Here is a 23,334-nt window from a genome sequence, read left to right as displayed (position 1 = left end):
GCGCCCGGAACGGACGAGGCGCGGCTACGTCTCGGGGATGTCCAGGCCCGAGCGGTAGGCGATGGCGACGAGCCCGGCGCGGTCGCGGGCGCCGAGTTTGGCGAGGAGCTTGCCGACGTGGGTGCGGACGGTGGCGGGGCTGATGAACAGGCGTTCGCCGATCTCGTCGTTGGGCAGGCCGGTGGCGACCCAGCGGAGGATCTCCTGCTCGCGTTCGGTGAGGTCGCCGAGGTTGGGGTGGGGGCGAGCGCCGCCGGTGCCGCGCTCGGCGTAGGCGTCGATGACCTTGCGCGTGACGTCGGGGCTGAGGAGCGAGTCCCCGGCGGCGGCGAGGCGCACGGCGCGCAGGAGGTCCTCGGGCGGGGCGTCCTTCATGATGAACCCGGCGGCGCCGCCCGCGAGGGCCTCGAAGATGTACTCGTCGATCTCGAACGTGGTGATCATGACGACGCGGGTGCCCGCGAGCGACGGGTCCTTGCCGATGCGGCGCAGCACTTCGAGGCCGTCGAGGCCGGGCATGCGGATGTCGAGGAGGGCCACGTCGGGCCTGATGCGGCGGATGACCTCCCACGCCTCGCGGCCGTCCTCGGCCTCGGCGGCGACGTGGATGTCGTCCTCGTCCTTGTAGAGGTTGCGCAGGGCCATCCTGATGAGGCTCTGGTCGTCGGCGATCACGAGTTCGATCATCGCGCTTCCTTACGGTCGTAAGGGATGTGGGCTTTCACGGCGAAGCCGCCGCCGGGCCGGGGCGCGGCGGTGAACGCGCCGCCGCCCGCCTGGACGCGCTCCATCATGCCGGTGACGCCCTGGCCCATCCGGTCGGGGTGGAGGGGGCCGCCGCGGCCGTCGTCGAGGATGTGGACGCGCAAGGCCCCGGGGTCGCACGCGACCTGGACGACGGCCTTCGTCGCGCCCGAGTGGCGGATGACGTTCGTCAGGGACTCCTGCACGACGCGGTAGGCGGTGGCGGCGACGTTGACGGGGACGGCGGCCATGTCGCCGGTGAGCTGGTACTCGACGGGCAGGCCGCCCTTGCGGACGCCGTCCACGAGCGCGGCGATGTCGCTGATCGCGCCGGTGGGCCGCAGCTCGGGGGCCTGGCCGCGGCGCAGGGGCGCGAGGGTCGCGCGGAGGTCCTGGAGGGCCACGTTGGAGGCCTCGCGGATGGCGCGGAGGTTCTCCACGACCGCCTCGGGGGTGCCCTCGTGCTTCTCGGCCATGTGGAGGGCGACGCCTGCGTTCATGGAGACGACGGCGAGGGAGTGGCCGACGACGTCGTGGATCTCGCGGGCCATCTCGACGCGCTCGTCGGCGCGGAACCGCTCGCGCTCGGCCTCGCGCTCGCGGGCGCGGGCGCGGCGGGCCTCGCGGACGATGCGGCCGCCGACGGCGGGGATGCCCAGCCACAGGACCGTCAGGGTGGCGGTGAACCACAGGCTGCGGCCGGGGTCCACGACCTGGTGGAGGACGACGGTGTAGGTGAAGAGGGCGCCGAGGGCGATCGCGAGGGCGCGCACGGACCTGGTGAACGCGTAGAAGAACACGGCGAGGGCCGGAAGCATGAACACCGGGCCCTGCGGGAGGTCGAGGTACAGGTAGACCGAGAGGCCCGCGACGGTGCCCGCGAGGGCGGCCTCGGGCGAGAGGCGGCGCACGGCGAGGAACGCGGCCATGCCCCAGATGAGCGCGAACGCGACGGGGTCGGGCCGGTGGCCCTCGTTGGCGCCGACGGTCCCGCCGGAGGCGAGGATCGCGACGAGGACCGCCAGGCCGATGTCGAAGACGGGGGCCGGAATCCGGGGCCGGGTCGCGTTGGTAGTGGTCACAGGCTCAAGGCTACGGCCGCCGTGCCGCTCCGGCGTGGTCCCGGCGGCGTAATCGCGTCTACGTCGCTGAGCGTAGGCGCAGGCCGCGGGGCCGCCGGTCAGCGCATGGGCTTGCGGGCGAGCAGGTGGATGCGGGTGGCCATGTCGCGGAAGGGGACGCGGGCGGCGGTGGCGAGCTCGAACTCGCGCAGGGCCTCCCCGGCGGCGTTCTCGGGGACCTGCACGAGGTCGCCGACGACGCCGACGCCGTGGACCTGCTCGGTGACGAGCCCGGAGCCGCCGACGAGCGCGGTGAGCGTGGCGGTCTCGAAGCGGCGCTTGAGGGTGTCGCGGCCCTCGGCGACGCCGTCGACGTCGGCGAGGAGGTCGAGGGCGGTCGCGAACTGGCCGGAGAGGGCCTTGCCGAGGACGGCGGCGATGCGGTTGGCGACGAGCACGGAGACGGCGCCGCCGGGCGCGCAGGTCTTCGCGAGCGCGTCGAGGGCCGTGTCGGGATAGTCGACCATCTCCAGGACGTTGTGGCACAGGACGAGGTCGGCGGAGGCGGGCTCGGCGACGTCGGGGAGCTCGTCGGCGTCGGCCTGGACGGCGGTGAGCCTGTCGGTGACGCCCGCGTCGGCGGCCCTCTGGCGCAGGGACGCGAGGGCGTTGGCGCTGGGCTCGACGACGGTGACGTCGTGGCCGAGTTCGGCGAGGGGGACGGCGAAGCCGCCGGAGCCGCCGCCGACGTCGAGGATGCGCATGGTCGCGCCGGTCCCGGCGGCGAAGCGCTCGATCTCGGCCGACAGGACGGACCACACGACGGCGATGCGGGGGTGGCGGGGCGCCTTGGTGCTCTCTCTGGGCATGTTGTCGACCATGCGGCACAGCCTAGCGCTGACGGCGCGGGAGGGTCAGGCGAGCGGGCGGGTGCGCAACGTGAACGGAGGGTCCCGGCAAATCGGACATCGCTGGGCCCCCGGTCAAAACCCTGACACGGGGGTGCGACAGTTTCGGCGGCGTCCTGAATGCGGGCAGCTCTCATGGCGCGGAGTGCGTTGAGCCCCCGGTCTCAACCCTGCCCCGGGGGTACGACATGGCCGGGCGGCGATCAGGTGTCGTCTAGTCGCGCAGGAACGGGGGGCGCTTGCGGATCTGGCGCAGGTAGGCCGGGTTGTTCTGGAAGTACCTGCGCCACAGGCGCTTCGGTTCCTTGGTGAGGCGGTAGAACCATTCGAGGCCGTTGCGCTGCATCCACGGCGGGGCCTGCGGGACCAGGCCCGCGTGGAAGTCGAAGGCGGCGCCGACGCCGAAGAGCGCGGGGGCGTTCAGGCGGTCGCGGTGGGCGGCCATCCAGCGCTCCTGCTTCGGGGTGGACAGGCCGACCCACACCAGTTGGGCCCCGGAGTCGTTGATGCGCTTGACGATCGTATCGTCCTCCTCCTCGGTGAGGGGCCGGAACGGCGGGGAGTAGAGCCCTGCGAACTTGACGCCGGGGATGCGCTCGGCGAGCTTCTCGGCGAGGAGCTCGGGGACGCCGTCCTTGCCGCCGTAGAGGAACGAGGTCCAGCCGCGCTCGGCGGCCCGGGTGAGGACGTTGAGCATGAGGTCGGGCCCGTAGACGCGGTCCATCCAGTCGGCCCCGGCCTTGTGCCCGGCCCACACCATCGGCATGCCGTCGGGGGTGGTCAGGCCGGAGGCGTTGTGGATGGCGAGGAGCTCGGGGTCCCGCTGGGACTCCATGACCCCGTGGACGCCGGTGACGCACACGTAGTGGCGCTCACCGGCGTCGACCCAGCGGGTGACCTCGTCGAGGGCCATGGCCTGGTCGACGGTGGAGACGCCGACGCCGAGGACGTCGACGCGGCGGAGCTTCTGGTCGCTCATTAGGCGGCGAGCTTGACCTTGACCTGGTCGTAGACCCACTCGTAGGTCTTCGCCATGCCCTCGCGCAGGGAGATCGAGGGCTCCCAGCCGTAGTACTTCTGGATGAGCGTGTTGTCCGAGTTGCGGCCGCGCACGCCCAGGGGGCCGTCGATATGCTTGAGCTCGATGTCGATCCCGGCGATGTCGGCGACCAGGTAGTACAGGTTGTTGATCGTGGTCAGCTCGGAGGAGCCGAGGTTGAGCGGCTCGGTGACGTCGCCGCGGGTGAACATCTTCGTGCCGTGGACGCAGTCGTCGATGTAGGTGAACGAGCGGGTCTGCTCGCCGTCGCCCCAGATCTCGACTTCCTTCTGGCCGGTGAGCGCGGCGATCGCGATCTTCCGGCAGGTCGCGGCGGGGGCCTTCTCGCGGCCGCCGTCCCACGTGCCCTCGGGGCCGTAGATGTTGTGGTAGCGGGCAATGCGCGTCTGGAGGCCGAAGTCCTCGCGGAAGTGGCGGCACATGCGCTCGGAGAACAGCTTCTCCCAGCCGTAGCCGTCCTCGGCGTCCGCGGGGTAGGCGTCCTCCTCCTTCAGGGGCGCGATGTTCGCCTCGGTCTGCTTGTACCCGGCGTACACGCACGCGGAGGAGGAGTAGAAGAAGCGCCCGACCTCGGCGTCCTTGGACGCCATGAGCATGTGCGTCGAGGGGAGGACCGAGAGCATGCACAGGGCCTTGTTGTTCTCGATGAAGCCCATGCCGCCCATGTTGCACGCGAGGTTGTACACCTCGCCGGCGCCGTCGCCGACGGCCTCGCGGCAGTTCGCGAGGTCGGCGAGGTCCCGCTGGAGGCTCTCGACCCCGCCGTGGACCTGGTACCACTCGTCGAGGGGCTTCACGTCGACGGCCCGGACGGTCTTGCCCTCGGCGAGGAGGCTCGCCACCAGGTGCCCGCCGATGAACCCACCGGCTCCCGCCACTACCGCGTCCACGCTTGCCGCCATCGTCACTCCTCATGATTCCGGGTACGGGGAAGAATTGCTTCAGCCTACCCGTCGCGTTTCCGCGCCCACCAGCCGGGAAATGGGGTGTAAGTCACCGTCGGGGGTGGATTCGGGCGTTTCATCGGCGGTGGTCGCAAGGAGTGCCGAGGAGGTGACGACGCCGAGCCCCGGGTCCGGGTCGGCGGCGATCACCGGCTCGAAGCGGGACGCCACGCAGTAGAGCCGCACCGGCGGGTCGCCGAGGAGCCGCTTGACGTAGCGCAGGCGCTTGAGCTGGCGCTCGACCATCCGGAACCGCCACCTGACGGTCCCCAGCGCGAGCGCCTCGCCGTCCGCGTCCCAGGCGGCGAGCTCCAGGGTCCGCATCTGGCGGAACCGCGGGTCGGGGACGGTGATGCGCGTCGCCGACGCGGCGCCGGTCTCTCCGAGGACCCATTCGCGCGCGAGGCTGAGGAACTCGGGGCGGCCGACGTACCGGTCGAAGCGGGCCCGGTTGCGCCGCCACAGCGCGTCCGCGATGCGGCCCCGCCGCCACCGGTCGAGGTGGGGGCGCAGGACCGCGTAGTGGAAGCGCGCCTTGCGGTCCGTGAAGACCCAGAACGGGTTGTCGGGTTCGAGCGGGTTCACCGTGGGCGCGACGAGCCCGGCCGCTTCGAGGCGCGGCAGGAGCGCGGCCAGGTCCGCCTCGCTGAGGCGGGTGCCGGTGCGGAGGTCGTAGACGGTGCGCGGGCGGACCGCGATGAGCGCCAGGACCGCGTCCTCGGCCTCGTCGGGCTCCTCCCCCAGCGCGGCGGCGGGGGCGGCGTCCACGGCCGCGAAGTGCGGGGACTCGGGGGTGAGGAAGCCCTGCATGAGCCAGCCGTCGACCTGCTCGTAGCGCTGCGGGAGCGGCGCGGGGCCCTGGAGCAGGACCGGGTCGGCGCCGGTGACGGCGTGGACGGCGACGGCGGTCTCGGGGTCGGCGATACCGAGGGAGCGGATCGACTCGCGCAGTTCGTTCATGGTGAGAGCGATGCTACTCGGGGGCCGCGAGGCTCACAGTTCGCGGAACATGAGGTGCATGTCGACCAGGCCCTTCGACGGGTGGCGGAACGTCGCCGGGAGCAGTGCGAGGGTGCGGAAGCCCAGGGAGTGCCACAGGTCGACCGCGGCGGTGTTGGTGGCGACCACCGCGTTGAACTGCATGGCGGCGAAGCCGTCGGCCTTCGCGCGGGCGAGCGCGGCCTCCCCGAGCGCGCGGCCCAGGCCCCGGCCGCGGACGTCGGGGTCGACCATGAAGCCCGCGTTCGCGATATGCGCGCCGCGGCCGGGCTGGTTCGGGTGGACCTCGGCGATGCCGGCGACGCGCCCGTCCACTTCGGCCACGAGCGCGCTCGCGGGTGGCTCCTTCTCGATCCAGTAGGCGCGCAGGCGCTCCTCGGGGGTGCCCGGCTCCCACACGAAGTGCTCGCCGGACTCGACCACGGGTTCGGCGAAGGCCCACACGGCGGGCCAGTCCTCGGGGCGGGCGTCGCGGATCTGCATGGGAGCGAACCTATCGGGTCAGCGCGGCGGCTGCCAGTCCGAGAGGGACGCGGCCTGGCTCTGCACCCACGAGTCGGGGACGGCCCGCAGGAGGCCGCGCGTGACGCCGCGGCCGCCGGAGGCGATCGTGTGGACCCGGCGCGAGAGCCGCGCGACCCGTTTGAGGCGCGGCAGGCGGGCCCGGTCGTAGGAGGCGAGGGCGTCGGGGATGGACTCGGGGGCGCGGCGCAGCGCCCACCCGAGGGTCACGGCGTCTTCGAGGGCGAGGCTGCCGCCCTGGGCGAGGACGGGTGCGACGCCGTGAGCGGCGTCGCCCATGAGGACGAGGCCGCCGTTCCCGGCGCTCTGGTGGAGCCGGGACGGGACGGGCCAGACGTAGCGCACGGACTGCTGCGTCAGCTCCGAGGGCCGGGTGGCGGCGATGTACTTGCCGACGGGCGCGGGCCAGTCGGCGAACCACCGGTTGATGAGCTCGTGCTGGATCTGCGGGGACTCCGGGCGCATCCCGCCGGGGACGGTCGCCCACCAGCAGGCCCCGGCGTGGCCGAGGTCGCCGTAGCCGAAGCGGCGCCGGTCGGGGCCGTAGATCTCCACGGCCTCGGCGCTGCGCTCGGGGGCGCGGTGCGCGGGGATGGTCCCGCGGAACACCACCACCCCGGCGTCCACTGTGGGCGATCCGGGGGCGATGAGGGGGCGGGTCGGGGAGTCGATGCCGTCGGCGGCGACCACGAGGTCGGCGTCCCAGCGGCGGGTCTTGTCCCCCGCGGCGGGGTCGACCATGTCGATGCGGTCGACCTGCACGGCCGGGTGGACCTCCACGGAGTCCCCCAGGCGCGACACGAGCGCCTCGTAGAGCATCGCGTTGTGGACCATGACGGACGGGGTGCCGTCGTCGGCGCCGAGCATCGCCCCGGCGAACGAGGAGGACAGGCGCTCCTCGTTGCGGATCTCGAAGCGGTCCACGGGGGTCCCGGAGGCGTCGAGGGTCGCGTCGACCCCGAGCGCGCGCAGCGCGCGCACGCCCGAGGCCCACAGGATCATGCCGAGGTCGTCGCCTTTGAGGCGCTCGCGCCGCTCCAGCAGCGCCACCCGCCAGCCGAGCTTCGACAGCACGATCGCGCTGGCGAGCCCGGCGACGCCGGCGCCGACGACTACGGCTCTACGGTTGTGCATCTGGACCTGCCCGGGGGGAAGCGGTGTCGGTCAGCCGTCGTCGCGGGTCTTGCCCGCTTCGGCCTGGGGTGCGTCGGACGGCTCGTCGGCGACGCCGTCCTCCTCGGGTCGAGTGTCCTCGGTTTCGTCGGGTTCGGGGGTCCCGGCCGCCTCGGCGTCGGCGGGCGGGGCGAGCAGGACGCCCTTGGGGAGGGCGCCGTCGACGTACCCGGCGTCCTTCGCGGCGTCGGAGTCCCAGTCCACGGCGGTGCGCTCATCGCCCTCGAAGACGAAGACCTGGCGGGTGCCGCGGGCGAGCAGCAGGTAGGCGACGGCGGCGACCACGACGATGATGCTCATCCACTGGTTCAGGCGCAGCCCGAACATGGCCTCGGCGGGGTCGATGCGCAGGCCCTCGATCCAGAAGCGGCCGATGCCGTAGAGCGCCACGTAGAGGGCGACGGCGCGTCCGGCGCCGAACTTGAAGCGGCGGTCCGAGAGCCACACGACGAGGGCGACGCCGAGGTTCCACAGCAGCTCGTAGAGGAACGTGGGGTGGAACGTCGCGTAGTTCGCGTACCCGGCGACGCGGTGGTCGGGGTCGATCTGCACGGCCCACCAGGCGTCGAGCGGCCTGCCGTACAGCTCCTGGTTGAACCAGTTGCCGAGGCGGCCGATCGCCTGGGCGACGGGGATGCCGAGGACGATCGAGTCGGCGACCATCGTGAACGGGAGCTTGAGCTGGCGGCAGCCGAGCCACACGCCGACGCCGCCGAGGAGGATCGCGCCGGGGATGCCGAGGCCGCCCTCCCAGACCGCGAGGATCTTCCACGGGTCGCCGTCGGGCCCGAAGTAGGCGTCGGGGCTGGTGAAGACGTGGTAGAGGCGGCCGCCGACGATGCCGAAGGGCACGGCCCAGACGGCGAGGTCGAGGACGGCCCACTCGGGGGCGCCGCGGCGGCGCATGCGCGCCTCGGCGATCCAGCAGGCGACGACGATGCCGGCGATGAGGCACAGCGCGTAGGCCCGGATGGGGACGGGGCCGAGGTGCCAGACCGATTCGGACGGGCTCGGGATTGAAGCAAGGTCCACGACGCAAAACCTATCGGGTGTGCAGGGGCAGGCTGGATGCGGGCACGGTTCGGCCCCGCGGGCGACGCCCGCGGGGCCGGGTGCGCTAGCGGCGGACGCCTTCGGCGAGGTCCGCGGTGAGCGCCGCGAGGCGCTGGTGGCCTGCGGGAACGTCGTCGGTGTCGAGGTAGCAGTTGACCATGGCGGAGCCGACGATGACCGCGTCGGCGTACGTCGCGATCTCGGCGGCCTGGTCGCCCGAGCGCACGCCGAGGCCCACGCCGATCGGCAGGTCGGTGCGGGACCGGGTGCGGCGCACCAGGTCCGGTGCGGCGACGGAGGTCGCGGCGCGGGCGCCGGTGACGCCCATGACCGACTGCGCGTACACGAACCCGCGGCAGGCCGCGACGGTGGACGCGATGCGCTCCTCGGTGGAGGAGGGCGCGACGAGGAAGACCCGGTCGAGGTCGTGCTCGTCGGACGCGTCGATCCACTCCCCCGCCTCGTCGGGGATGAGGTCGGGGGTGATGAGCCCGGCCCCGCCCGCGGACTTGAAGTCGCGCGCGAACCGGTCGGTCCCGTAGCGCTCCACGAGGTTCCAGTAGGTCATGACGAGGATCGGGACGCGCCCGGCGACGGCCTCGGTGACCTCGAAGACCTGCCTGGTGCGGAACCCGCCGGCGAGCGCCCGGTCGGCGGCCTTCTGGATCGCGGGGCCGTCCATGACCGGGTCGGAGTAGGGCAGGCCCAGCTCGATGACGTCGGCGCCGTGGTCGATCATGATGTCGACGGCCTTGATGGAGTCGGCGAGGGTCGGGAACCCGGCCGGGAGGTAGCCGACGAGCGCGGCGCGCCCCTCGGCCTTCGTCTTCGCGAACGCCGTTTCGACGCGCATCTACGCAGCCCCCTTGTCGTAGCCGTAGTACTCGACGACGTTGCCCATGTCCTTGTCGCCGCGGCCCGAGAGGTTCACCAGGACGCGCGCGCCCGGCTCCAGGCCCTTCGCGAGGCGCAGGGCCCCGGCGAGGCCGTGGGCCGACTCGATGGCGCAGATGATGCCCTCGGTGCGGGCGAGCTTCTCCAGCGCGGCCATGGCCTCGGCGTCGTCCACGGGCTCGTAGCGGGCGCGGCCGGTGGCGGCGAGGTGCGCGTGCTCGGGGCCCACGCCCGGGTAGTCGAGCCCGGCGGAGATCGAGTGGGACTCGATCGTCTGGCCGTCCTCGTCCTGGAGGACGAACGTGCGGGCGCCGTGGAGGACGCCGATCTGCCCGGCGGTGATGGTCGCGGCGTGGCGGCCGGTGTCGTACCCGTCGCCCCCGGCCTCGAAGCCGTACAGTTTCACGTCCTCGTCGCCGAGGAACGCGGTGAAGATGCCCATGGCGTTGGAGCCGCCGCCGACGCACGCGGCGACGACGTCGGGGAGGGCCCCGGTGCGCTCCAGGAACTGGGCGCGGGCCTCGTCGCCGATGCCGCGGCAGTAGTCGCGCACGAGCATCGGGAACGGGTGCGGGCCGCCGACCGAGCCGATGAGGTAGTGGGTGCCGTCCACGGAGGCGACCCACTCGCGCAGGGCCTCGTTCATGGCGTCCTTGAGGGTCCGCGAGCCGGTCGTGACGGGCACGACCTCGGCGCCGAGGAGGCGCATGCGGGCCACGTTCAGGGCCTGGCGGCGGGTGTCCTCCTCGCCCATGTACACGGTGCATTCGAGGCCGAAGTAGGCGGCGGCGGTCGCGGAGGCGACGCCGTGCTGGCCCGCGCCGGTCTCGGCGATGATCCGGGTCTTGCCCATGCGCTTGGTCAGCAGCGCCTGGCCGAGGACGTTGCGGATCTTGTGCGCGCCGGTGTGGTTGAGGTCCTCGCGCTTGAGCCAGACCTCGACGCCGGCCTCCTCGGAGAGCCGCTCGGCGAGGTACAGCGGGGACGGCAGGTTGCCGTACTCGCGGCCCAGCTCGTCGAGTTCGGCGAGGAACGCCGGGTCGGCCATCGCGGACGCGTGGGCCGCTTCGAGCTCGTCGAGCGCGGCGATGAGCGCTTCGGGGACGAACCGCCCGCCGAATTCGCCCCAGTGGCCGCCGGGATCTGGATTGGGCACGGTTCTCCCCTTCGCGTACTAGATGGGTCTGGGCGTCGCCGGGTGCGATCCGGCGGTGACCAGTTCGCGGACGGCGTCGCGCGGGCTCTTCTGCTTGACGACCCCTTCGCCGACGAGCACGGCGTCGGCGCCGGCGCTCGCGTAGCGGATGAGGTCCCGGGTGCCGCGGACGCCGGACTCGGCGACCTTGACGACGTCCCGGGGCAGGCCCGGCGCGATCCGCTCGAACACCGAGCGGTCCACTTCGAGCGTAGTCAGGTCGCGCGCGTTCACGCCAATGACTTTGGCCCCGGCGCGCATCGCCCGGTCGGCCTCGTACTCGGTGTGGACCTCGACGAGCGCGGTCATGCCGAGCCCGGTGATCCGCTCGTGCAGGGACACGAGCGTGTCCTGGTCGAGCGCGGCCACGATGAGCAGGACCAGGTCCGCGCCGTGGGCGCGGGCCTCCAGGACCTGGTAGGGGGAGACCACGAAGTCCTTGCGCAGCACCGGGATCTGGACCTTCGCGCGCACGGCGTCGAGGTCGTCGAGGCTGCCCTTGAAGTAGGACTGCTCGGTGAGCACGGAGATGACCGAGGCGCCGCCCGCGGCGTACTCGGCGGCCAGGACGGCCGGGTCGGGGATGTCGGCGAGCGCGCCCTTGGAGGGCGAGGCCCGCTTCACTTCGGCGATGACGCTCACGCCGCCGGTCTTGAGGGCCGCGTACCCGTCGATCGGGGCCTTGGCGGCCTCGGCGCGCTCGCGGATCGCCTCGATGGGGGTCTCGCTCTGGCGCCGTTCGAGATCGGCGCGGACTTCGGTGATGATCTGCTCCAGCACGTTCATCTACGCGGTCCTTTCTCCGGCGCCGATGCCGTGATATTAGGCGACGAGGGGTCCCGGCCCGAGTCGAGGGCGTTCCACAGCGACACGGGGTCCTCTGCTATGGCCTGCTCCCCGGACGTCTCGTACCGGTCGGTGGCGGGCCAGCCGCCCGCGCGGATGGTGGTCCACGCGCCCGCGGCGGCGAGGACCAGGGCGGCGGCGGCGAGCGCGACCGGCCACGCGCCGGACGTCAGGTGCAGGAGGCCGCCGAGCGCGGCGGCGAGCCCGGCGAGGGCGGCGACGATCCCGAGGACGCGGCGGGCGCGGTTCCCGGTGGCGAGCATCGCGAGGAACGCGGCGCCGCCCGCGAGCGCGCACGGCAGGGCCCAGGAGGCGAGGTCGGTGCCGGACTGGACGGTGGTGGCGGTGATCCCGGCGTGCCCGGTCTCGGCGGTGGAGGTCCAGCCGCGGGAGGCGGCGAGGGCCGCGAGGGCGGCGGCGAGGACGCCGGCGAGCATGGTGCGGGTGCGCTCGGCGGCGCGGTCGGGGGCGGCCTCGGCGGCCTCGGGTGCGTCGGCTCCGGCGGTGTCGGGGGCGTCGTCGCTCATGCGATCTCCCTCCCGGTGAAGCAGGTGCGGGTGCCGGTGTGGCAGGCGGGGCCGGTCTGGTCGACCTGGAGGAGGACGGTGTCGGCGTCGCAGTCGACGGCGACGGAGACGACGGCCTGGTGGTGCCCGGAGGTCTCGCCCTTGACCCAGTACGCGCCGCGGCTGCGCGACCAGTAGGTGGCCTTCCCGGTGGCGAGGGTGCGCCGGAGCGCCTCCGCGTCCATCCACGCGAGCATGAGCACTTCGCCCGTGTCGTGCTGCTGCGCGATCGCGGGCACGAGCCCGTCGGCGTTGAACGCCAGCTTCGACAGGACCTCTTCTCGACCTTCCACGGTTATCGATTGTGATCGCACCGCGGCGCGCGGTGCCACCCGGGCCCTTCGGAGAGTGAATCGTGGGATTCTCGGGGGCATGGAGCGCCCGTATGTCATCCTTTCGGCCGCGGTGAGCCTCGACGGGTTCCTCGACGACGACTCGCCCGAGCGGCTCATCCTCTCGAACGCGGAGGACTTCGACCGGGTGGACGCGGTCCGCGCCGACGTGGACGCGGTCGCGGTCGGGGCCGGGACGGTGCGGGCGGACGACCCGCGGCTGCTGGTGCGGTCCGCGGCGCGGCGGGCCGGGCGGGTCGCGGCGGGGCGGCGGGAGTCGCCGCTGCGGGTGGTGTTCTCGCCCTCGGGCGAGCTGGACCCGGGCGCGCGGCTGTTCGCGGGCGGGGACCCGGTGGTGGTGTACACGTCGGTGGCGGGGGCCGCGGTGTTCGCGGTGGGCCGCGAGGCGGCCGAGCCGGTGGCGACCGGGGAGCGCGAGGTGGACCTGGAGGCGGCGCTCGCGGACCTGGCGGGGCGGGGCGTGTCGCGGCTGCTGGTGGAGGGCGGGGGGACCGTCCACACGGCGTTCCTCTCGGCGGACCTGGTGGACGAGGTGCACGTGGCGGTGGCGCCGTTCCTGCTCGGGGAGCGGGGGGCGGCGCGGTTCACGTACCCGGCGCCGTTCCCGCAGTCGCCGGCGCGGCCGCTGCGGCTGGTGGAGGCGCGGGCGATCGGGTCGGTGGCGCTGCTGGTGTACCGGCGCGACTGACCGGCCCGGCTGTTTTTCCAGTCTGGCGCGGTTCGGCCTGATCTGACGGATTGGTCCTTTATGGTGGCGGGAGTCCCCTGTCCGATCCGCGAGAGGACCCGCGCCATGGCCGTGAGCGACACGCCGACCGATCCCGAGCACGTCGAGCAGGAGGAGGCGCCGCCGCCGCAGCGGCCGATCGAGGACGAGGAGCGGCAGGCGACGCTGCCGGTGGACAGGCCGGTGTTCTGGACCGGCGCGATCGTGACGCTCGCGGTGATCGTGTTCGGGGCGGTGTTCCCGAAGCAGTTCGAGTCCGGTTCGACGGCGGCCCTGAACTGGGTCATCTCGAACTTCGGGTGGCTGTTCATCATCGCGGCGAACATCTTCGTGGTCCTGGCGATCTACATCGCGGCGAGCCGGTACGGGAACATCAAGCTCGCGGCGTCCTCGGACGAGGAGCCGGAGTTCGGGACGCTCCCGTGGATCTCCATGATGTTCGCCGCGGGCATGGGCATCGGCCTCATGTTCTACGGCGTGGCCGAGCCGCTCTCGCACTACGTGGAGCCCCCGCCGCCGCTCCAGCTCAACCCCGACAACCCGTTCTACACCGACCAGCTCCAGGAGGGCGCGCTGGTCTACTCGTTCTTCCACTGGGGGCTGCACCCGTGGGCGATCTACGCCGTGGCCGGCCTGGCCCTGGGCTACTCGACGTTCCGCAAGGGCCGCGGCAACAACATGAGCGACGCGTTCGAGCCGCTCACCGGCGGGCGGCGCTGGGGCCCGGCCGTGGGCCGCACCGTGGACCTCCTGGCGGTGTTCGCGACGGTGTTCGGGACGGCCGCGAGCCTGGGACTGGGGGCGCTCCAGGTGGCCGTGGGGCTGGGGATCGTCGCGGGCGTGGAGGACTCGAAGTTCCTGGAGATCGTCGTCATCGTGGCGCTGACGGCGGCGTTCGTGGCGTCGGCGTTCTCGGGCGTGCACCGCGGCGTCAAGTGGCTGTCGACGACGAACATGGTCATGGCGCTGTTCCTCATCGTGTTCGTGTTCTTCGCGGGCCCGACCCTGTTCATCCTCGACGCGTGGCCGAACTCGGTCGGCGGGTACCTCGCGAACCTGACGAACCTCTCCAGCGTCACCGGCGCGTTCGGCGGCGAGGACTGGATGGCCGCGTGGACGATCTTCTACTGGGCGTGGTGGCTGTCGTGGGCGCCGTTCGTGGGCACGTTCATTGCGCGCATCTCGCGGGGCCGCACGATCCGGCAGTTCATCGTCGGCGTGCTCCTCATCCCCTCGACCGCGTCCACGGTGTGGTTCGCGATCCTCGGCGGGACCGCGCTGTGGAAGCAGGGCAACGGGACCGACTACAGCGACTCGCTCGGGCAGGGCGAGGAGTACGCGCTGTTCGCGCTCCTGGACTCGCTGCCGCTGTACAGCCTCATGTCGGGCCTGTCGATGGTCCTGGTCGCGATCTACTTCGTGACCGGCGCCGACTCGGCCTCGCTCGTGCTCGGGTCGCTGTCGAGCCGCGGCTCACTCGCGCCGAAGAAGCCGCTCGTGGTGTTCTGGGGCTCCACGATCGGCGCCGTCGCGGCCGTGCTGCTCCTGTCGGGCGGCCTGGAGGGCCTGAAGAACGCGACGATCATCGTGGCCCTGCCGTTCGCGATCGTCATGCTCGCGCTGTGCGTCTCGCTCATGAAGGAGCTGACCTCCGACCCGGCCGCGAACGTGCTGCGACACCACATGCGCCAGAAGGGCTTCCGCGACGCGATCCGCCGCATCGTCGGCGAGGAGGTCGACACCCGGGCGGCCGCGAAGAACCCGTGGGGCCGGGCCCGCATGAAGTACGGCGTGGGGGGACGCCGGACCGGAACGGAGGAATAGGACAGGGGGCCGCTAAGTTATTGGTGAACCTGCGGCGGAAGGAAACCCCATGAAGGCGATCGTGGTCGAGCGGACCGGCGGGCCGGGCGTGATGGCGCTCCTGGACGGCGAGGACCCGGGCCCGCGGCCCGGCCAGATCGCCGTCAGGGTCGCCGCCGCCGGCGTCAACTTCATCGACGTCTACCACCGCAGCGGCGCCTACGGGCTGCCGCTGCCGTTCACCCCGGGCCTCGAAGGCGGCGGGTACGTGGCCGCGCTCGGCGAGGGCGTCACCGACTTCGCGGTCGGCGACGAGGTCGCCTGGAAGAGCGTCCCCGGCTCCTACGCGGACCTCGTCGTCGCCGACGCGGCCGAGTTCGTGCCCGTCCCCGAGAAGGTGGCCGTCGAGACCGCCGCGGCCGTCATGCTCCAGGGCCTGACCGCGCACTACCTGTGCAACAGCGTCTACGACGTCCAGGAGGGCGACACCGTCATCGTCCACGCCGCCGCCGGGGGCGTCGGGCTGCTCCTGACGCAGATGGTGAAGTACAAGGGCGGCAAGGTCATCGGCACCGTCTCCACCGACGCGAAGGCCGAGCTGGCGCGCCAGAACGGCACCGACCACGTGCTGCGCTACGAGGGATTCGGCGCCAAGGCCCGCGAGCTCACCGACGGCGCGGGCGTCGCCGCCGTCTACGACGGCGTCGGCAAGACCACCTTCGACGAGGGCCTCGAAGCGCTCCGGCCCCGCGGCGTCATGGCCCTGTTCGGCCAGGCCAGCGGCCCCGTCCCGCCCGTCGACCCGCAGCGACTCCACAAGGGAGGGTCGCTGGTGCTCACCCGCCCGACCCTCGGCGACTTCACCCTCACCCGCGAGGAGTACCTCGCCCGCGCCGCCGACGTCTTCCAGATGATCGAGGACGACAACCTCCTCGTCCGCGTCGGCGAGACCTTCCGCCTCGAAGAGGCCCCCGAGGCCCACGAGCTCCTCCAGGCCCGCAAGACCACCGCGAAACTCCTGCTCATCCCGTAGCCGCGCCCTCCCGGAACGTCCGCCGGTACGCCGAAGGCGAGACGCCGAGGACGGCCCGCAGGTGCTGGCGCAGCGACACGCCGGTGCCGAGCCCTGAGCGCCGCGCGATCTGGTCCACGGTGAGATCGGTGGCCTCCAGCAGGTGCCGGGCGTGCTCGACGCGCTGGCGGTTGAGCCACTGGAGGGGGCTCTCGCCGGTCTCGTCGCGGAACCGGCGCGTGAACGAGCGGCGGCTCATCGCGGCCTGCGCGGCGAGGTCGTCGATGCCGATGGCCCGGTCCAGGCGGGCGAGCGCCCACGCGCGGGCCCCGGCGGTGCCCGCGTCCCGCTCCTCGGGGACGGGCCGCTCGATGAACTGCGCCTGCCCGCCCTCGCGCCACGGCGGGACCACGCAGCGTCGGGCGACCGTGTTCGCCACGCGCGCACCGTAATCGAGGCGCACCAGGTGCAGGCACAGGTCCACGGCCGCGCCCGCCCCCGCGGAGGTGAGGATGCGGCCCTCGTCGACGAACAGCACGTCGGGGTCGACGCGGACCTTCGGGAAGCGCCGCCGCATCCGCTCGGTGAGGATCCAGTGCGTGGTCGCGGCCTTCCCGTCGAGGAGGCCCAGCTCGGCGAGGACGAACGCCGCCGAGCAGAACGAGACGATGCGGGCCTGGGGACGGACCGTCGCGAACGCCTCGGCGAGGCCCTCGGGGAGCTCGCGCACGTCGCACACGGGCCCGTCGGGCTGGATCGTGGCGACCACGACCGTGTCGGCCCACGCGAGGGCCTCCGGGCCGTGGTCCACTGTGATCGCGAACCCGCCGGAGGTGCGCACCGGGCCGCCGTCGAGGGAGCAGACCCGCACGTCGTAACGGTGCGTCAGGTCGTCCCTGATCGCGGCCCCGAAGATGCGGTCGGGGACGCCGAGCTCGAACGCCATCACGTGGTCGAGCGCGAGGACCGCGACGCGGTGCGCAGCATGCATGGCCCGATTGTTTCACAGGATGGCCCTCGGGCCACTTCTCCGCGGTCGCGATACGGCACACAATGGGACGCACACCGACCGAGAGGAAACGGACATGACCGTCATGCGAGCAGTGGTCCAGGACGAGCTGGGCGGGCCCGAGGTGCTGCGCCTCGCCGAGGTCGAGCGGCCCGAGCCGGGCCCCACCGAGATCCTCGTCAGGGTCCACGCGGCGGGCGTCAACCCGACCGACTGGAAGTCCCGCGAGTCCGGCGGGCTCACCGGCCTCAAGCCGCCGTTCACGCTCGGCTGGGACGTCTCGGGGACCGTGGAGGCCGTGGGCGTCGGCGTGCGCCTCTACGCGCCCGGCGACGAGGTCTACGGGATGCCGCGCTTCCCGCACCCCGCGGGCGGCTACGGGCAGTACGTGGCGGCCCCGGCCCGCCAGTTCGACTTCAAGCCCGCGTCCCTGACGCACGTGGAGGCCGCGGCGCTCCCGCTCACCGGCCTCACCGCCTACCAGGCGCTCGTGGACAACGCCGATGTCCAGGCGGGCCAGCGGGTCCTGGTCCACGCCGCCGCGGGCGGGGTCGGGCACCTCGCCGTGCAGATCGCGAAGGCCCGCGGCGCGCACGTCATCGGCACCGCCAGCGCCGCCAAGCACGACTTCCTGCGCTCGATCGGGATCGACGAGGCGATCGACTACCGCGAGGTGGACTTCGCCGACGTCCTGTCGGACCTCGACGTCGTCGTGGACCCGATCGGCGGGGAGTACGCCGCGAAGTCCGCGTCGGTCCTCAAGGACGGCGGCTTCCTCATGCAGGTGATCCCGGGCCCGGTCCCCGACGCCGGGCGCATCCGCACCGGCTTCGTCCTGGTCGAGCCCGACTGGAGCGGCATGCGCGCCCTCTCGGCGCTCGTGGACGCGGGGAGGCTGCGGCCCACCGTGGCCGAGACGTACCCGCTGGAGGAGGTCGCGAAGGCCCACGAGTCGCTCCAGACCGGCCGCACGACCGGGAAGATCGTCCTCACCGTGGACTGAGGCGGCGGACTGACGCCGTGTCGTTTTCCGGCCAGCAGCGGCGGCCCGGGGCGGGTTCCATTGGGGCATGCATGTGAACACGCCGTTGAAGGTCCACTACTACGGGAGCGCCGTGGTGCTCCTGGGCACCCGCGACGAGGAGGGGCGGCCGAACGTCGCGCCGATGTCGTCGGCGTGGTGGCTGGGGCAGTCCGCGATGCTCGGGATGGGCGACCGGTCGCAGACCGCCCGGAACATGAGGGCCGCGCGGGAGGTCACGATCAACCTGGTGCCGAGCGGCCTCGCCGACGCCGTGGACCGGCTCGCGGACCTGACGGCCGCGGACCCGGTCCCGGAGGGGAAGGCCGCCAAGGGGTACCGGTTCGAGGCCGACAAGTTCGGGGCGGCGGGGCTCACGGAGCAGGCGGGCGAGCTCGTCGGGGCGCCGCGGGTCGCCGAGTGCCCGATCCAGCTCGAATGCCGGATCACCGCGGTCCACCCGTTCGGGAAGGGCTGCTCGGCGTTCGAGGCCGAGATCCTGCGGTCCCATGTGGACGATTCGCTGCTGGTGCCGGGCACCGCGTACGTCGACCCGCTCGCGTGGGACCCGCTGGTCATGAAGTTCTGCGACTACTTCGGGGAGGCCCGCAACCTGCGCGAGTCCACGCTCGCGCGGAACTGGCGGATGCCCCGCGGCCGCCTCGACCGCGCGGCGTAATGGGGAGAGGGCCCGCTCCCGGTGGAGCGGGCCCCGCCCGTCAGCTGGAGCGGGTCTGCTCGACCCACGAGCCGTGCAGGCCCGCGTACACCGAGCCCGCCTCGGCGGCGAGGGCCGCGTGCGGGCCGTGCTGCACGAGGTTCCCCGCGTCGAACACCAGGACCTCGTCGGAGGTCTCCGCGGTCGAGAGCCGGTGCGCGATGATCACCGTGGTCCGCCCGCGCGTGACCGCGTCGAGCGCCGCCGACAGGCGCAGCTCCGTGGCCGGGTCCACCGCGCTGGTCGCCTCGTCCAGGACCAGCAGGTCAGGGTCGGTCACGTACGCGCGCACCAGGGACACGAGCTGCCGCTCCCCCACCGACAGGTTCGCGCCGCCCTCGCCCAGCTCGGTGTCCAGGCCCGCCGGGAGCGTCTCGACCCACTCGGTCAGGCCCAGCTCCGCGAACGCCACGTAGATCTCCGCGTCCGTGAGCTCGGGCCGCGCGAACCGCACGTTCCGCGCGAGCGTCCCGTTGAACAGGAAGCCCTCCTGCGGGACCATCGTCACGCGCGTGCGCAGCGACGCGAACGTGACGCCCTTCAAGTCCGCGCCGCCCAGGAGCACCCGGCCCGAGGTCGGGTCCATCAGGCGCGTCAGGAGCTTCGCGAACGTCGTCTTCCCCGAGCCGGTCTCGCCGACCACCGCGACCTTCGAGTGGGCCCGGATCTCCACGTCGATGCCGTGCAGCACCTCCGCGCCGCCCGGGTACGCGAACCGCACGCCCTCGAAGCGGACCCCCAGGGGCCCTTCGGGAAGCGCGTCGCCGTCGACCGGGTCGGCCACGTCCGGCTCGGTGTCGATGATGTCGAGCACGCGCCGCCAGCCCGAGACCGCGTTCTGCGCCTCGTTCAGCGTCTCCGTGCCGATGACCACCGGCTGCGTGAACAGCACCACCAGGAACAGGAACGCCGTCAGCTCGCCCACGGTCATCTGCCGGTCGGCGACCAGGAACGCCCCGAGCACGACCACGACCGCGTTCACGCCCAGGTACACCAGCTCGCCCGCGCCGAACGACAGCGCCGAGCGGCTGATCGCGCGCGTCTGGTCCCGCCGGTGCTCCTCGATCGAGGCGTCCAGGCGCTCGCTCGTGCGCGCCCCGACCCCGTATGCGCGGACCGTGCCCGCGCCGACCACCGACTCCGCGACGGCCGACAGCATCTTCGAGACCGAGCGGCGCACGCTCGTGTACGCCGACGCCAGGTGCTTCTGGAGCCACTTGATGAGCCACGTGACCGGGATGAACACGATCCACACCGCGATCGCCAGCTGCCACGAGTAGAACACCATGACCACCGTGGCGACGATGATCTGCGCCGTCGAGGTCACCAGGACCATGCCGCCCTGCTGGAGGAACTGGCTGATCTGGTCGATGTCGGTCGTCACGCGCGCGGTGAGCGCGCCGCGCCGCTCCGACTGCTGGTGCAGCATCGACAGGTCGTGGATGTGCCGGAACGTCTTGCGCCGCAGCGCCGCCAGCGCGTGCTCGGAGACGACGAACAGGCGCCGGTTCATGACGTAGTTCGCGGCCGTGGTCACCAGGAGCGCGGCCGTGCCGATCGCCGCGACGGCGAACACGTACGGCAGGTCGGGGCCGCCCCCGCCGAGGAGGCCCTCGTCGAGGATCTTCTGCGCCCCCACGGGCACCACGAGCCGCCCGAGGGCGGTGACGGCGGCGAGGAACACGGTGAAGCCGATGCCGCGGCGCAGCTCGGGCGAGAGCTGGAGGCCGCGCTTGACGGTCTCCCACGGGCCGGTCTGGGGCTGCTCGGTCTGCTCCTGGGCGGTCACGCCGCACTCTCCTCATCGAATTCGCGTTCGGCCTCGGCGCGCTCGTAGGCGGTGACGAGGCCGGCGTAGGGCTGGTGGGTGCGCAGCAGCTCGGCGTGCGGGCCGCGGGCGGTGATGCGGCCGCCTTCGAGGAACACGACCTCGTCGGCGAGCGCGATGGTGGCGCGCCGGTAGGCGACGACGAGGACGCTCACGGCCTCGGCCGAGCCCTTGAGCCCGGCGAGGATCTGCGACTCGACCTTCGGGTCGACGGCGCTGGTGGCGTCGTCGAGGACGAGGAGGCGCGGGTTCGCGGCGAGGGCGCGGGCGAGGGTGAGGCGCTGGCGCTGGCCGCCGGAGAGGCTGGTGCCCCGTTCGCCGACTTCGGTGTCGAGGCCGTCGTCGAGGTTGGCGGTGAACTTCTCGGCTCCGGCGGCGACGAGGGCGTCCCAGAGGCGGGCGTCGGCTTCGGGGCCGTCGGCGAGGCCGGGGCGGCCGAGGCCGATGTTGGCGCGGATCGTGTCGTCGAAGATGAAGGGGATCTGCTGGACGAGCGCGGTGGTGCGGGCGAGGCTCGCGTGGGTGAGGTCGCGGAGGTCCTTGCCGTCGACGCGGATGGCGCCGCGGGAGGGGTCGATGAGGCGGGCGGCGAGGTGGGCGAGGGTGGACTTGCCGGAGCCGGTGGCGCCGACGAGGGCGACGGTGGTGCCGGGCTCGACGGTGAAGGTGACCTCGCGGAGGGCTTCGTGGCCGTCGGGGTAGGCGTAGGCGACGGCGTCGAGTTCGAGCCGGGCGGGGGTGGCGGTCGCGGGGAGTTCCTTGTCGCCGTAGGCCATGTCGCCGGTGGCGGCGAGGACGTGGTCGACGCGGGCGCGGCCGACGACGGACCCGGGGAGGTCGCCGAGGACCCAGCCGATGGCGCGGACGGGGAAGGCGAGCACGGAGAACATGAAGGAGACCGTGACGAGCTGTTCGAGGTCGATGGCCCCGGCCTCGAAGCGGGCGAGGCCGACGAGGAGCGCGACGAGGACGGCGATCTCGGGGAGCCCGGCGATGGCGGGCTCGAAGGCGGCGCGCAGGCGGCCGACGCCGATCATGGCGTCGCGCAGTTCGGAGGCGGAGCCGCTGAAGCGCTCGGTCTCGGCGGCCTCGCGTCCCATGGCCTTGACGACGAGGGCGCCGTCGAAGGACTCGTGGCCGACGGCGGAGACCTCGGCGCGCAGTTCCTGGGCGCGCTTGGCGCGGGGGGCCATCTTGGTGGCGAAGACCGCGTTGAGGGCGAACAGGGCGGGGAACATGCCGAGGGCGACGAGCGCGACGGCCCAGTCGATGGCGAAGAACGCGAACATGGCGACGACGACCATGAAGAGGGTGCCGCACGCGAAGGGGAGCGGCGCGAGGGGGCGGCTGGCGGCCTCGACGTCGGCGTTCGCGTTGGACAGGAGCGTGCCGGTGGGGTGCTTCTGGTGCCAGGAGACGGGGAGGGCGAGGTAGCGGCGGGTGATCTGGCGGCGCCAGATGGCCTGGACGCCGAACTGCATGACGCCCGCGCCGATGCGCCGGGCGCACATGGAGGAGAAGCGGACGATCGAGGTGCCGAGGAGGGCGGCGACGCCGAGGAGGACGGTGCCGAGGGCGACCTCGCCGTTCTCGTAGGCGGGGACGGCGATCCCGGCGACGACCCAGCCGACGACGTACGACAGCAGGAGGGTCATGCCGGTGTTGATCATGGCCCCGGCCGCGCCGACGGCGAAGGGCTTGGGTGCGAGCCGGATCATGTCGCCGAGGTTGCGCAGGCCGCGGGCGAGGATGTGCTCGTCCGCGCCTGCGGCGAGGTCGTCGGGGGCGGTGGCGGCGCCGGTGGGCAGCGTCATTGGGTCTCCGGTCAGGTGGGTGCGCCAGCGTGGTGTTGCGAGGCGGTCGCTAGCCGGGCGGCAAGCGTCCGCAGGCAATGATGCCTCGCGCGTCCGACACTCGCCAACCCCGTTTCAAAGCTGAAGGCCGTATAGCCATCCCTAGCCCCCACCCACCCAGAGGGGACCGTAGCGGCCAGCTTCGCGGCCGGGTGCGACAAGACGCGGGTCCGCGGGCACCGGTGTCACCCGAAGGGGGACACGGATGTCGCCGAGGTCACTGGCGGGGGCGGGCGCCGGTTCAGCGCACGGGGTGCCCGGCGTTCTTCAGTTCCTGCTTGACCTCGCCGATGGCGACGTCGCCGAAGTGGAAGATCGAGGCGGCGAGGACCGCGTCGGCGCCCGCGGCGACCGCGGGCGGGAAGTGGGCGGCGGCGCCGGCGCCGCCGGAGGCGATGAGGGGGACGTCGACCGCGGCGCGGACGGCCGCGATGAGCGGGAGGTCGAACCCGGCCTTGGTGCCGTCGGCGCCGATCGAGTTGAGGAGGATCTCGCCCGCGCCGAGCGCCGCGGCCCGCGCGCACCACTCGACCGCGTCGATGCCGGTGCGCCGCCGCCCGCCGTGCGTGGTGACCTCCCACCCCGAGTCCGTCCCGGCGCCGGAGGCGACGTCGGCGGAGAGCACGAGGACCTGGTTGCCGAAGCGGTCGGCGATCTCGGCGATGACCTCGGGCCGATTGACGGCCGCGGTGTTGACGCCGACCTTGTCGGCGCCCGCGCGCAGGAGCCGGTCGACGTCGTCGGGGGTGCGGACCCCGCCGCCGACGGTCAGCGGGATGAAGACCTGCTCGGCGGTGCGCGCGACGACGTCCATCATCGTGCCGCGGTCGTCGGTCGAGGCGGTCACGTCGAGGAACGTCAGCTCGTCGGCCCCGGCCGCGTCGTAGGCCGCGGCGAGCTCGACGGGGTCGCCCGCGTCGCGCAGGTTCTCGAAGTTGACGCCCTTGACGACCCGTCCCGCGTCCACGTCCAGGCAGGGGATCACACGCACCGCAACAGTCACGCCGGAAAGCCTACCGGCAGGGGCAGTCCGTGGCGTCGGCCA

General features: G+C 72.9%; 23 protein-coding genes. 5 read left to right on the top strand and 18 right to left on the bottom strand.

Annotation, left to right across the window (positions count from 1 at the left end; all coding sequences use genetic code 11):
- Positions 1 to 24: 24 nt before the first annotated feature.
- The 14 genes from ACFFXY_RS07585 to hisI form a co-directional block, all read right to left on the bottom strand.
- Positions 25 to 687 (bottom strand): response regulator, encoded by a 663-nt coding sequence (locus ACFFXY_RS07585; RefSeq protein ID WP_382347913.1) that lies wholly within the window; start codon positions 685 to 687, stop codon positions 25 to 27.
- Positions 684 to 1,826: a sensor histidine kinase gene (locus tag ACFFXY_RS07580; protein WP_382347910.1), complete on the bottom strand. Its 1,143-nt coding sequence runs from the start codon at positions 1,824 to 1,826 to the stop codon at positions 684 to 686. The genes ACFFXY_RS07585 and ACFFXY_RS07580 overlap by 4 nt, the downstream gene beginning before the upstream one ends.
- A 98-nt stretch (positions 1,827 to 1,924) precedes the next feature.
- Positions 1,925 to 2,686 (bottom strand): class I SAM-dependent methyltransferase, encoded by a 762-nt coding sequence (locus ACFFXY_RS07575; protein WP_382347907.1) that lies wholly within the window; start codon positions 2,684 to 2,686, stop codon positions 1,925 to 1,927.
- A 241-nt stretch (positions 2,687 to 2,927) separates the two neighbouring features.
- Complete coding sequence (locus ACFFXY_RS07570) at positions 2,928 to 3,692, bottom strand: WecB/TagA/CpsF family glycosyltransferase (protein ID WP_382347905.1); 765 nt, start codon at positions 3,690 to 3,692, stop codon at positions 2,928 to 2,930.
- Positions 3,692 to 4,675: an NAD-dependent epimerase/dehydratase family protein gene (locus ACFFXY_RS07565; RefSeq protein WP_382347902.1), complete on the bottom strand. Its 984-nt coding sequence runs from the start codon at positions 4,673 to 4,675 to the stop codon at positions 3,692 to 3,694. The genes ACFFXY_RS07570 and ACFFXY_RS07565 overlap by 1 nt, the downstream gene beginning before the upstream one ends.
- 39 nt (positions 4,676 to 4,714) lie before the next feature.
- Positions 4,715 to 5,677: a hypothetical protein gene (locus tag ACFFXY_RS07560; protein ID WP_382347899.1), complete on the bottom strand. Its 963-nt coding sequence runs from the start codon at positions 5,675 to 5,677 to the stop codon at positions 4,715 to 4,717.
- A gap of 33 nt (positions 5,678 to 5,710) precedes the next feature.
- Positions 5,711 to 6,199 (bottom strand): GNAT family N-acetyltransferase, encoded by a 489-nt coding sequence (locus tag ACFFXY_RS07555; protein ID WP_382347897.1) that lies wholly within the window; start codon positions 6,197 to 6,199, stop codon positions 5,711 to 5,713.
- Between the two features lie 18 nt (positions 6,200 to 6,217).
- Positions 6,218 to 7,372 (bottom strand): FAD-dependent oxidoreductase, encoded by a 1,155-nt coding sequence (locus ACFFXY_RS07550; protein ID WP_382347894.1) that lies wholly within the window; start codon positions 7,370 to 7,372, stop codon positions 6,218 to 6,220.
- Positions 7,373 to 7,402: 30 nt separating this feature from the next.
- A complete protein-coding gene (lgt, locus tag ACFFXY_RS07545; protein WP_382347891.1) occupies positions 7,403 to 8,443 on the bottom strand; it encodes a prolipoprotein diacylglyceryl transferase in 1,041 nt (346 codons plus the stop codon).
- 85 nt (positions 8,444 to 8,528) lie between these two features.
- On the bottom strand, positions 8,529 to 9,317 hold the full coding sequence (trpA, locus tag ACFFXY_RS07540; RefSeq protein WP_382347888.1) for a tryptophan synthase subunit alpha: 789 nt from the start codon (positions 9,315 to 9,317) through the stop codon (positions 8,529 to 8,531).
- Positions 9,318 to 10,514: a tryptophan synthase subunit beta gene (gene trpB, locus ACFFXY_RS07535; RefSeq protein WP_382347885.1), complete on the bottom strand. Its 1,197-nt coding sequence runs from the start codon at positions 10,512 to 10,514 to the stop codon at positions 9,318 to 9,320. It abuts the gene before it with no gap.
- Positions 10,515 to 10,532: 18 nt separating this feature from the next.
- Complete coding sequence (gene trpC, locus ACFFXY_RS07530; RefSeq protein WP_382347883.1) at positions 10,533 to 11,339, bottom strand: indole-3-glycerol phosphate synthase TrpC; 807 nt, start codon at positions 11,337 to 11,339, stop codon at positions 10,533 to 10,535.
- Positions 11,336 to 11,926, bottom strand: a complete 591-nt coding sequence (locus ACFFXY_RS07525) for a Trp biosynthesis-associated membrane protein (protein ID WP_382347880.1) — start codon at positions 11,924 to 11,926, stop codon at positions 11,336 to 11,338. The genes trpC and ACFFXY_RS07525 overlap by 4 nt, the downstream gene beginning before the upstream one ends.
- The gene (gene hisI / locus ACFFXY_RS07520; protein ID WP_382347878.1) at positions 11,923 to 12,339 is read right to left on the bottom strand and encodes a phosphoribosyl-AMP cyclohydrolase; all 417 of its coding nucleotides are present in this window, start codon (positions 12,337 to 12,339) and stop codon (positions 11,923 to 11,925) included. The genes ACFFXY_RS07525 and hisI overlap by 4 nt, the downstream gene beginning before the upstream one ends.
- On the opposite strand from hisI, the gene ACFFXY_RS07515 reads away from it, so the two are divergent.
- From ACFFXY_RS07515 to ACFFXY_RS07505, 3 genes are all read left to right on the top strand, one after another.
- Positions 12,338 to 13,006, top strand: a complete 669-nt coding sequence (locus ACFFXY_RS07515; protein ID WP_382347875.1) for a RibD family protein — start codon at positions 12,338 to 12,340, stop codon at positions 13,004 to 13,006. The two genes, hisI and ACFFXY_RS07515, sit on opposite strands and share 2 nt — an antisense overlap.
- A gap of 105 nt (positions 13,007 to 13,111) precedes the next feature.
- Positions 13,112 to 14,869, top strand: a complete 1,758-nt coding sequence (locus ACFFXY_RS07510; RefSeq protein ID WP_382347872.1) for a BCCT family transporter — start codon at positions 13,112 to 13,114, stop codon at positions 14,867 to 14,869.
- Between the two features lie 49 nt (positions 14,870 to 14,918).
- The gene (locus ACFFXY_RS07505) at positions 14,919 to 15,881 is read left to right on the top strand and encodes a quinone oxidoreductase family protein (RefSeq protein WP_382347869.1); all 963 of its coding nucleotides are present in this window, start codon (positions 14,919 to 14,921) and stop codon (positions 15,879 to 15,881) included.
- Here the strand turns inward: ACFFXY_RS07505 and ACFFXY_RS07500 are convergent.
- Complete coding sequence (locus ACFFXY_RS07500; RefSeq protein ID WP_382347866.1) at positions 15,871 to 16,851, bottom strand: GlxA family transcriptional regulator; 981 nt, start codon at positions 16,849 to 16,851, stop codon at positions 15,871 to 15,873. The two genes, ACFFXY_RS07505 and ACFFXY_RS07500, sit on opposite strands and share 11 nt — an antisense overlap.
- A gap of 103 nt (positions 16,852 to 16,954) precedes the next feature.
- On the opposite strand from ACFFXY_RS07500, the gene ACFFXY_RS07495 reads away from it, so the two are divergent.
- Entirely contained in the window at positions 16,955 to 17,872 is a 918-nt protein-coding gene (locus ACFFXY_RS07495; protein ID WP_382350554.1) for an NADP-dependent oxidoreductase, read from the top strand.
- A gap of 67 nt (positions 17,873 to 17,939) precedes the next feature.
- Positions 17,940 to 18,569, top strand: a complete 630-nt coding sequence (locus tag ACFFXY_RS07490) for a flavin reductase family protein (protein ID WP_382347863.1) — start codon at positions 17,940 to 17,942, stop codon at positions 18,567 to 18,569.
- A 40-nt stretch (positions 18,570 to 18,609) separates the two neighbouring features.
- Here the strand turns inward: ACFFXY_RS07490 and ACFFXY_RS07485 are convergent, their stop codons facing one another.
- The 3 genes from ACFFXY_RS07485 to hisF form a co-directional block, all read right to left on the bottom strand.
- Positions 18,610 to 20,397: an ABC transporter ATP-binding protein gene (locus tag ACFFXY_RS07485; RefSeq protein ID WP_382347860.1), complete on the bottom strand. Its 1,788-nt coding sequence runs from the start codon at positions 20,395 to 20,397 to the stop codon at positions 18,610 to 18,612.
- Positions 20,394 to 22,187 (bottom strand): ABC transporter ATP-binding protein, encoded by a 1,794-nt coding sequence (locus tag ACFFXY_RS07480; RefSeq protein ID WP_382350552.1) that lies wholly within the window; start codon positions 22,185 to 22,187, stop codon positions 20,394 to 20,396. Before ACFFXY_RS07480 ends, ACFFXY_RS07485 begins: the two co-directional genes overlap by 4 nt.
- Before the next feature lie 343 nt (positions 22,188 to 22,530).
- On the bottom strand, positions 22,531 to 23,292 hold the full coding sequence (gene hisF / locus ACFFXY_RS07475) for an imidazole glycerol phosphate synthase subunit HisF (RefSeq protein WP_382347857.1): 762 nt from the start codon (positions 23,290 to 23,292) through the stop codon (positions 22,531 to 22,533).
- Positions 23,293 to 23,334: the final 42 nt, after the last annotated feature.

This window comes from Glycomyces mayteni (assembly GCF_042428885.1).
Classification (GTDB): Bacteria; Actinomycetota; Actinomycetes; order Mycobacteriales; family Micromonosporaceae; genus Glycomyces; species Glycomyces mayteni.
This window is presented reverse-complemented; position numbering and strand designations above follow the sequence as displayed.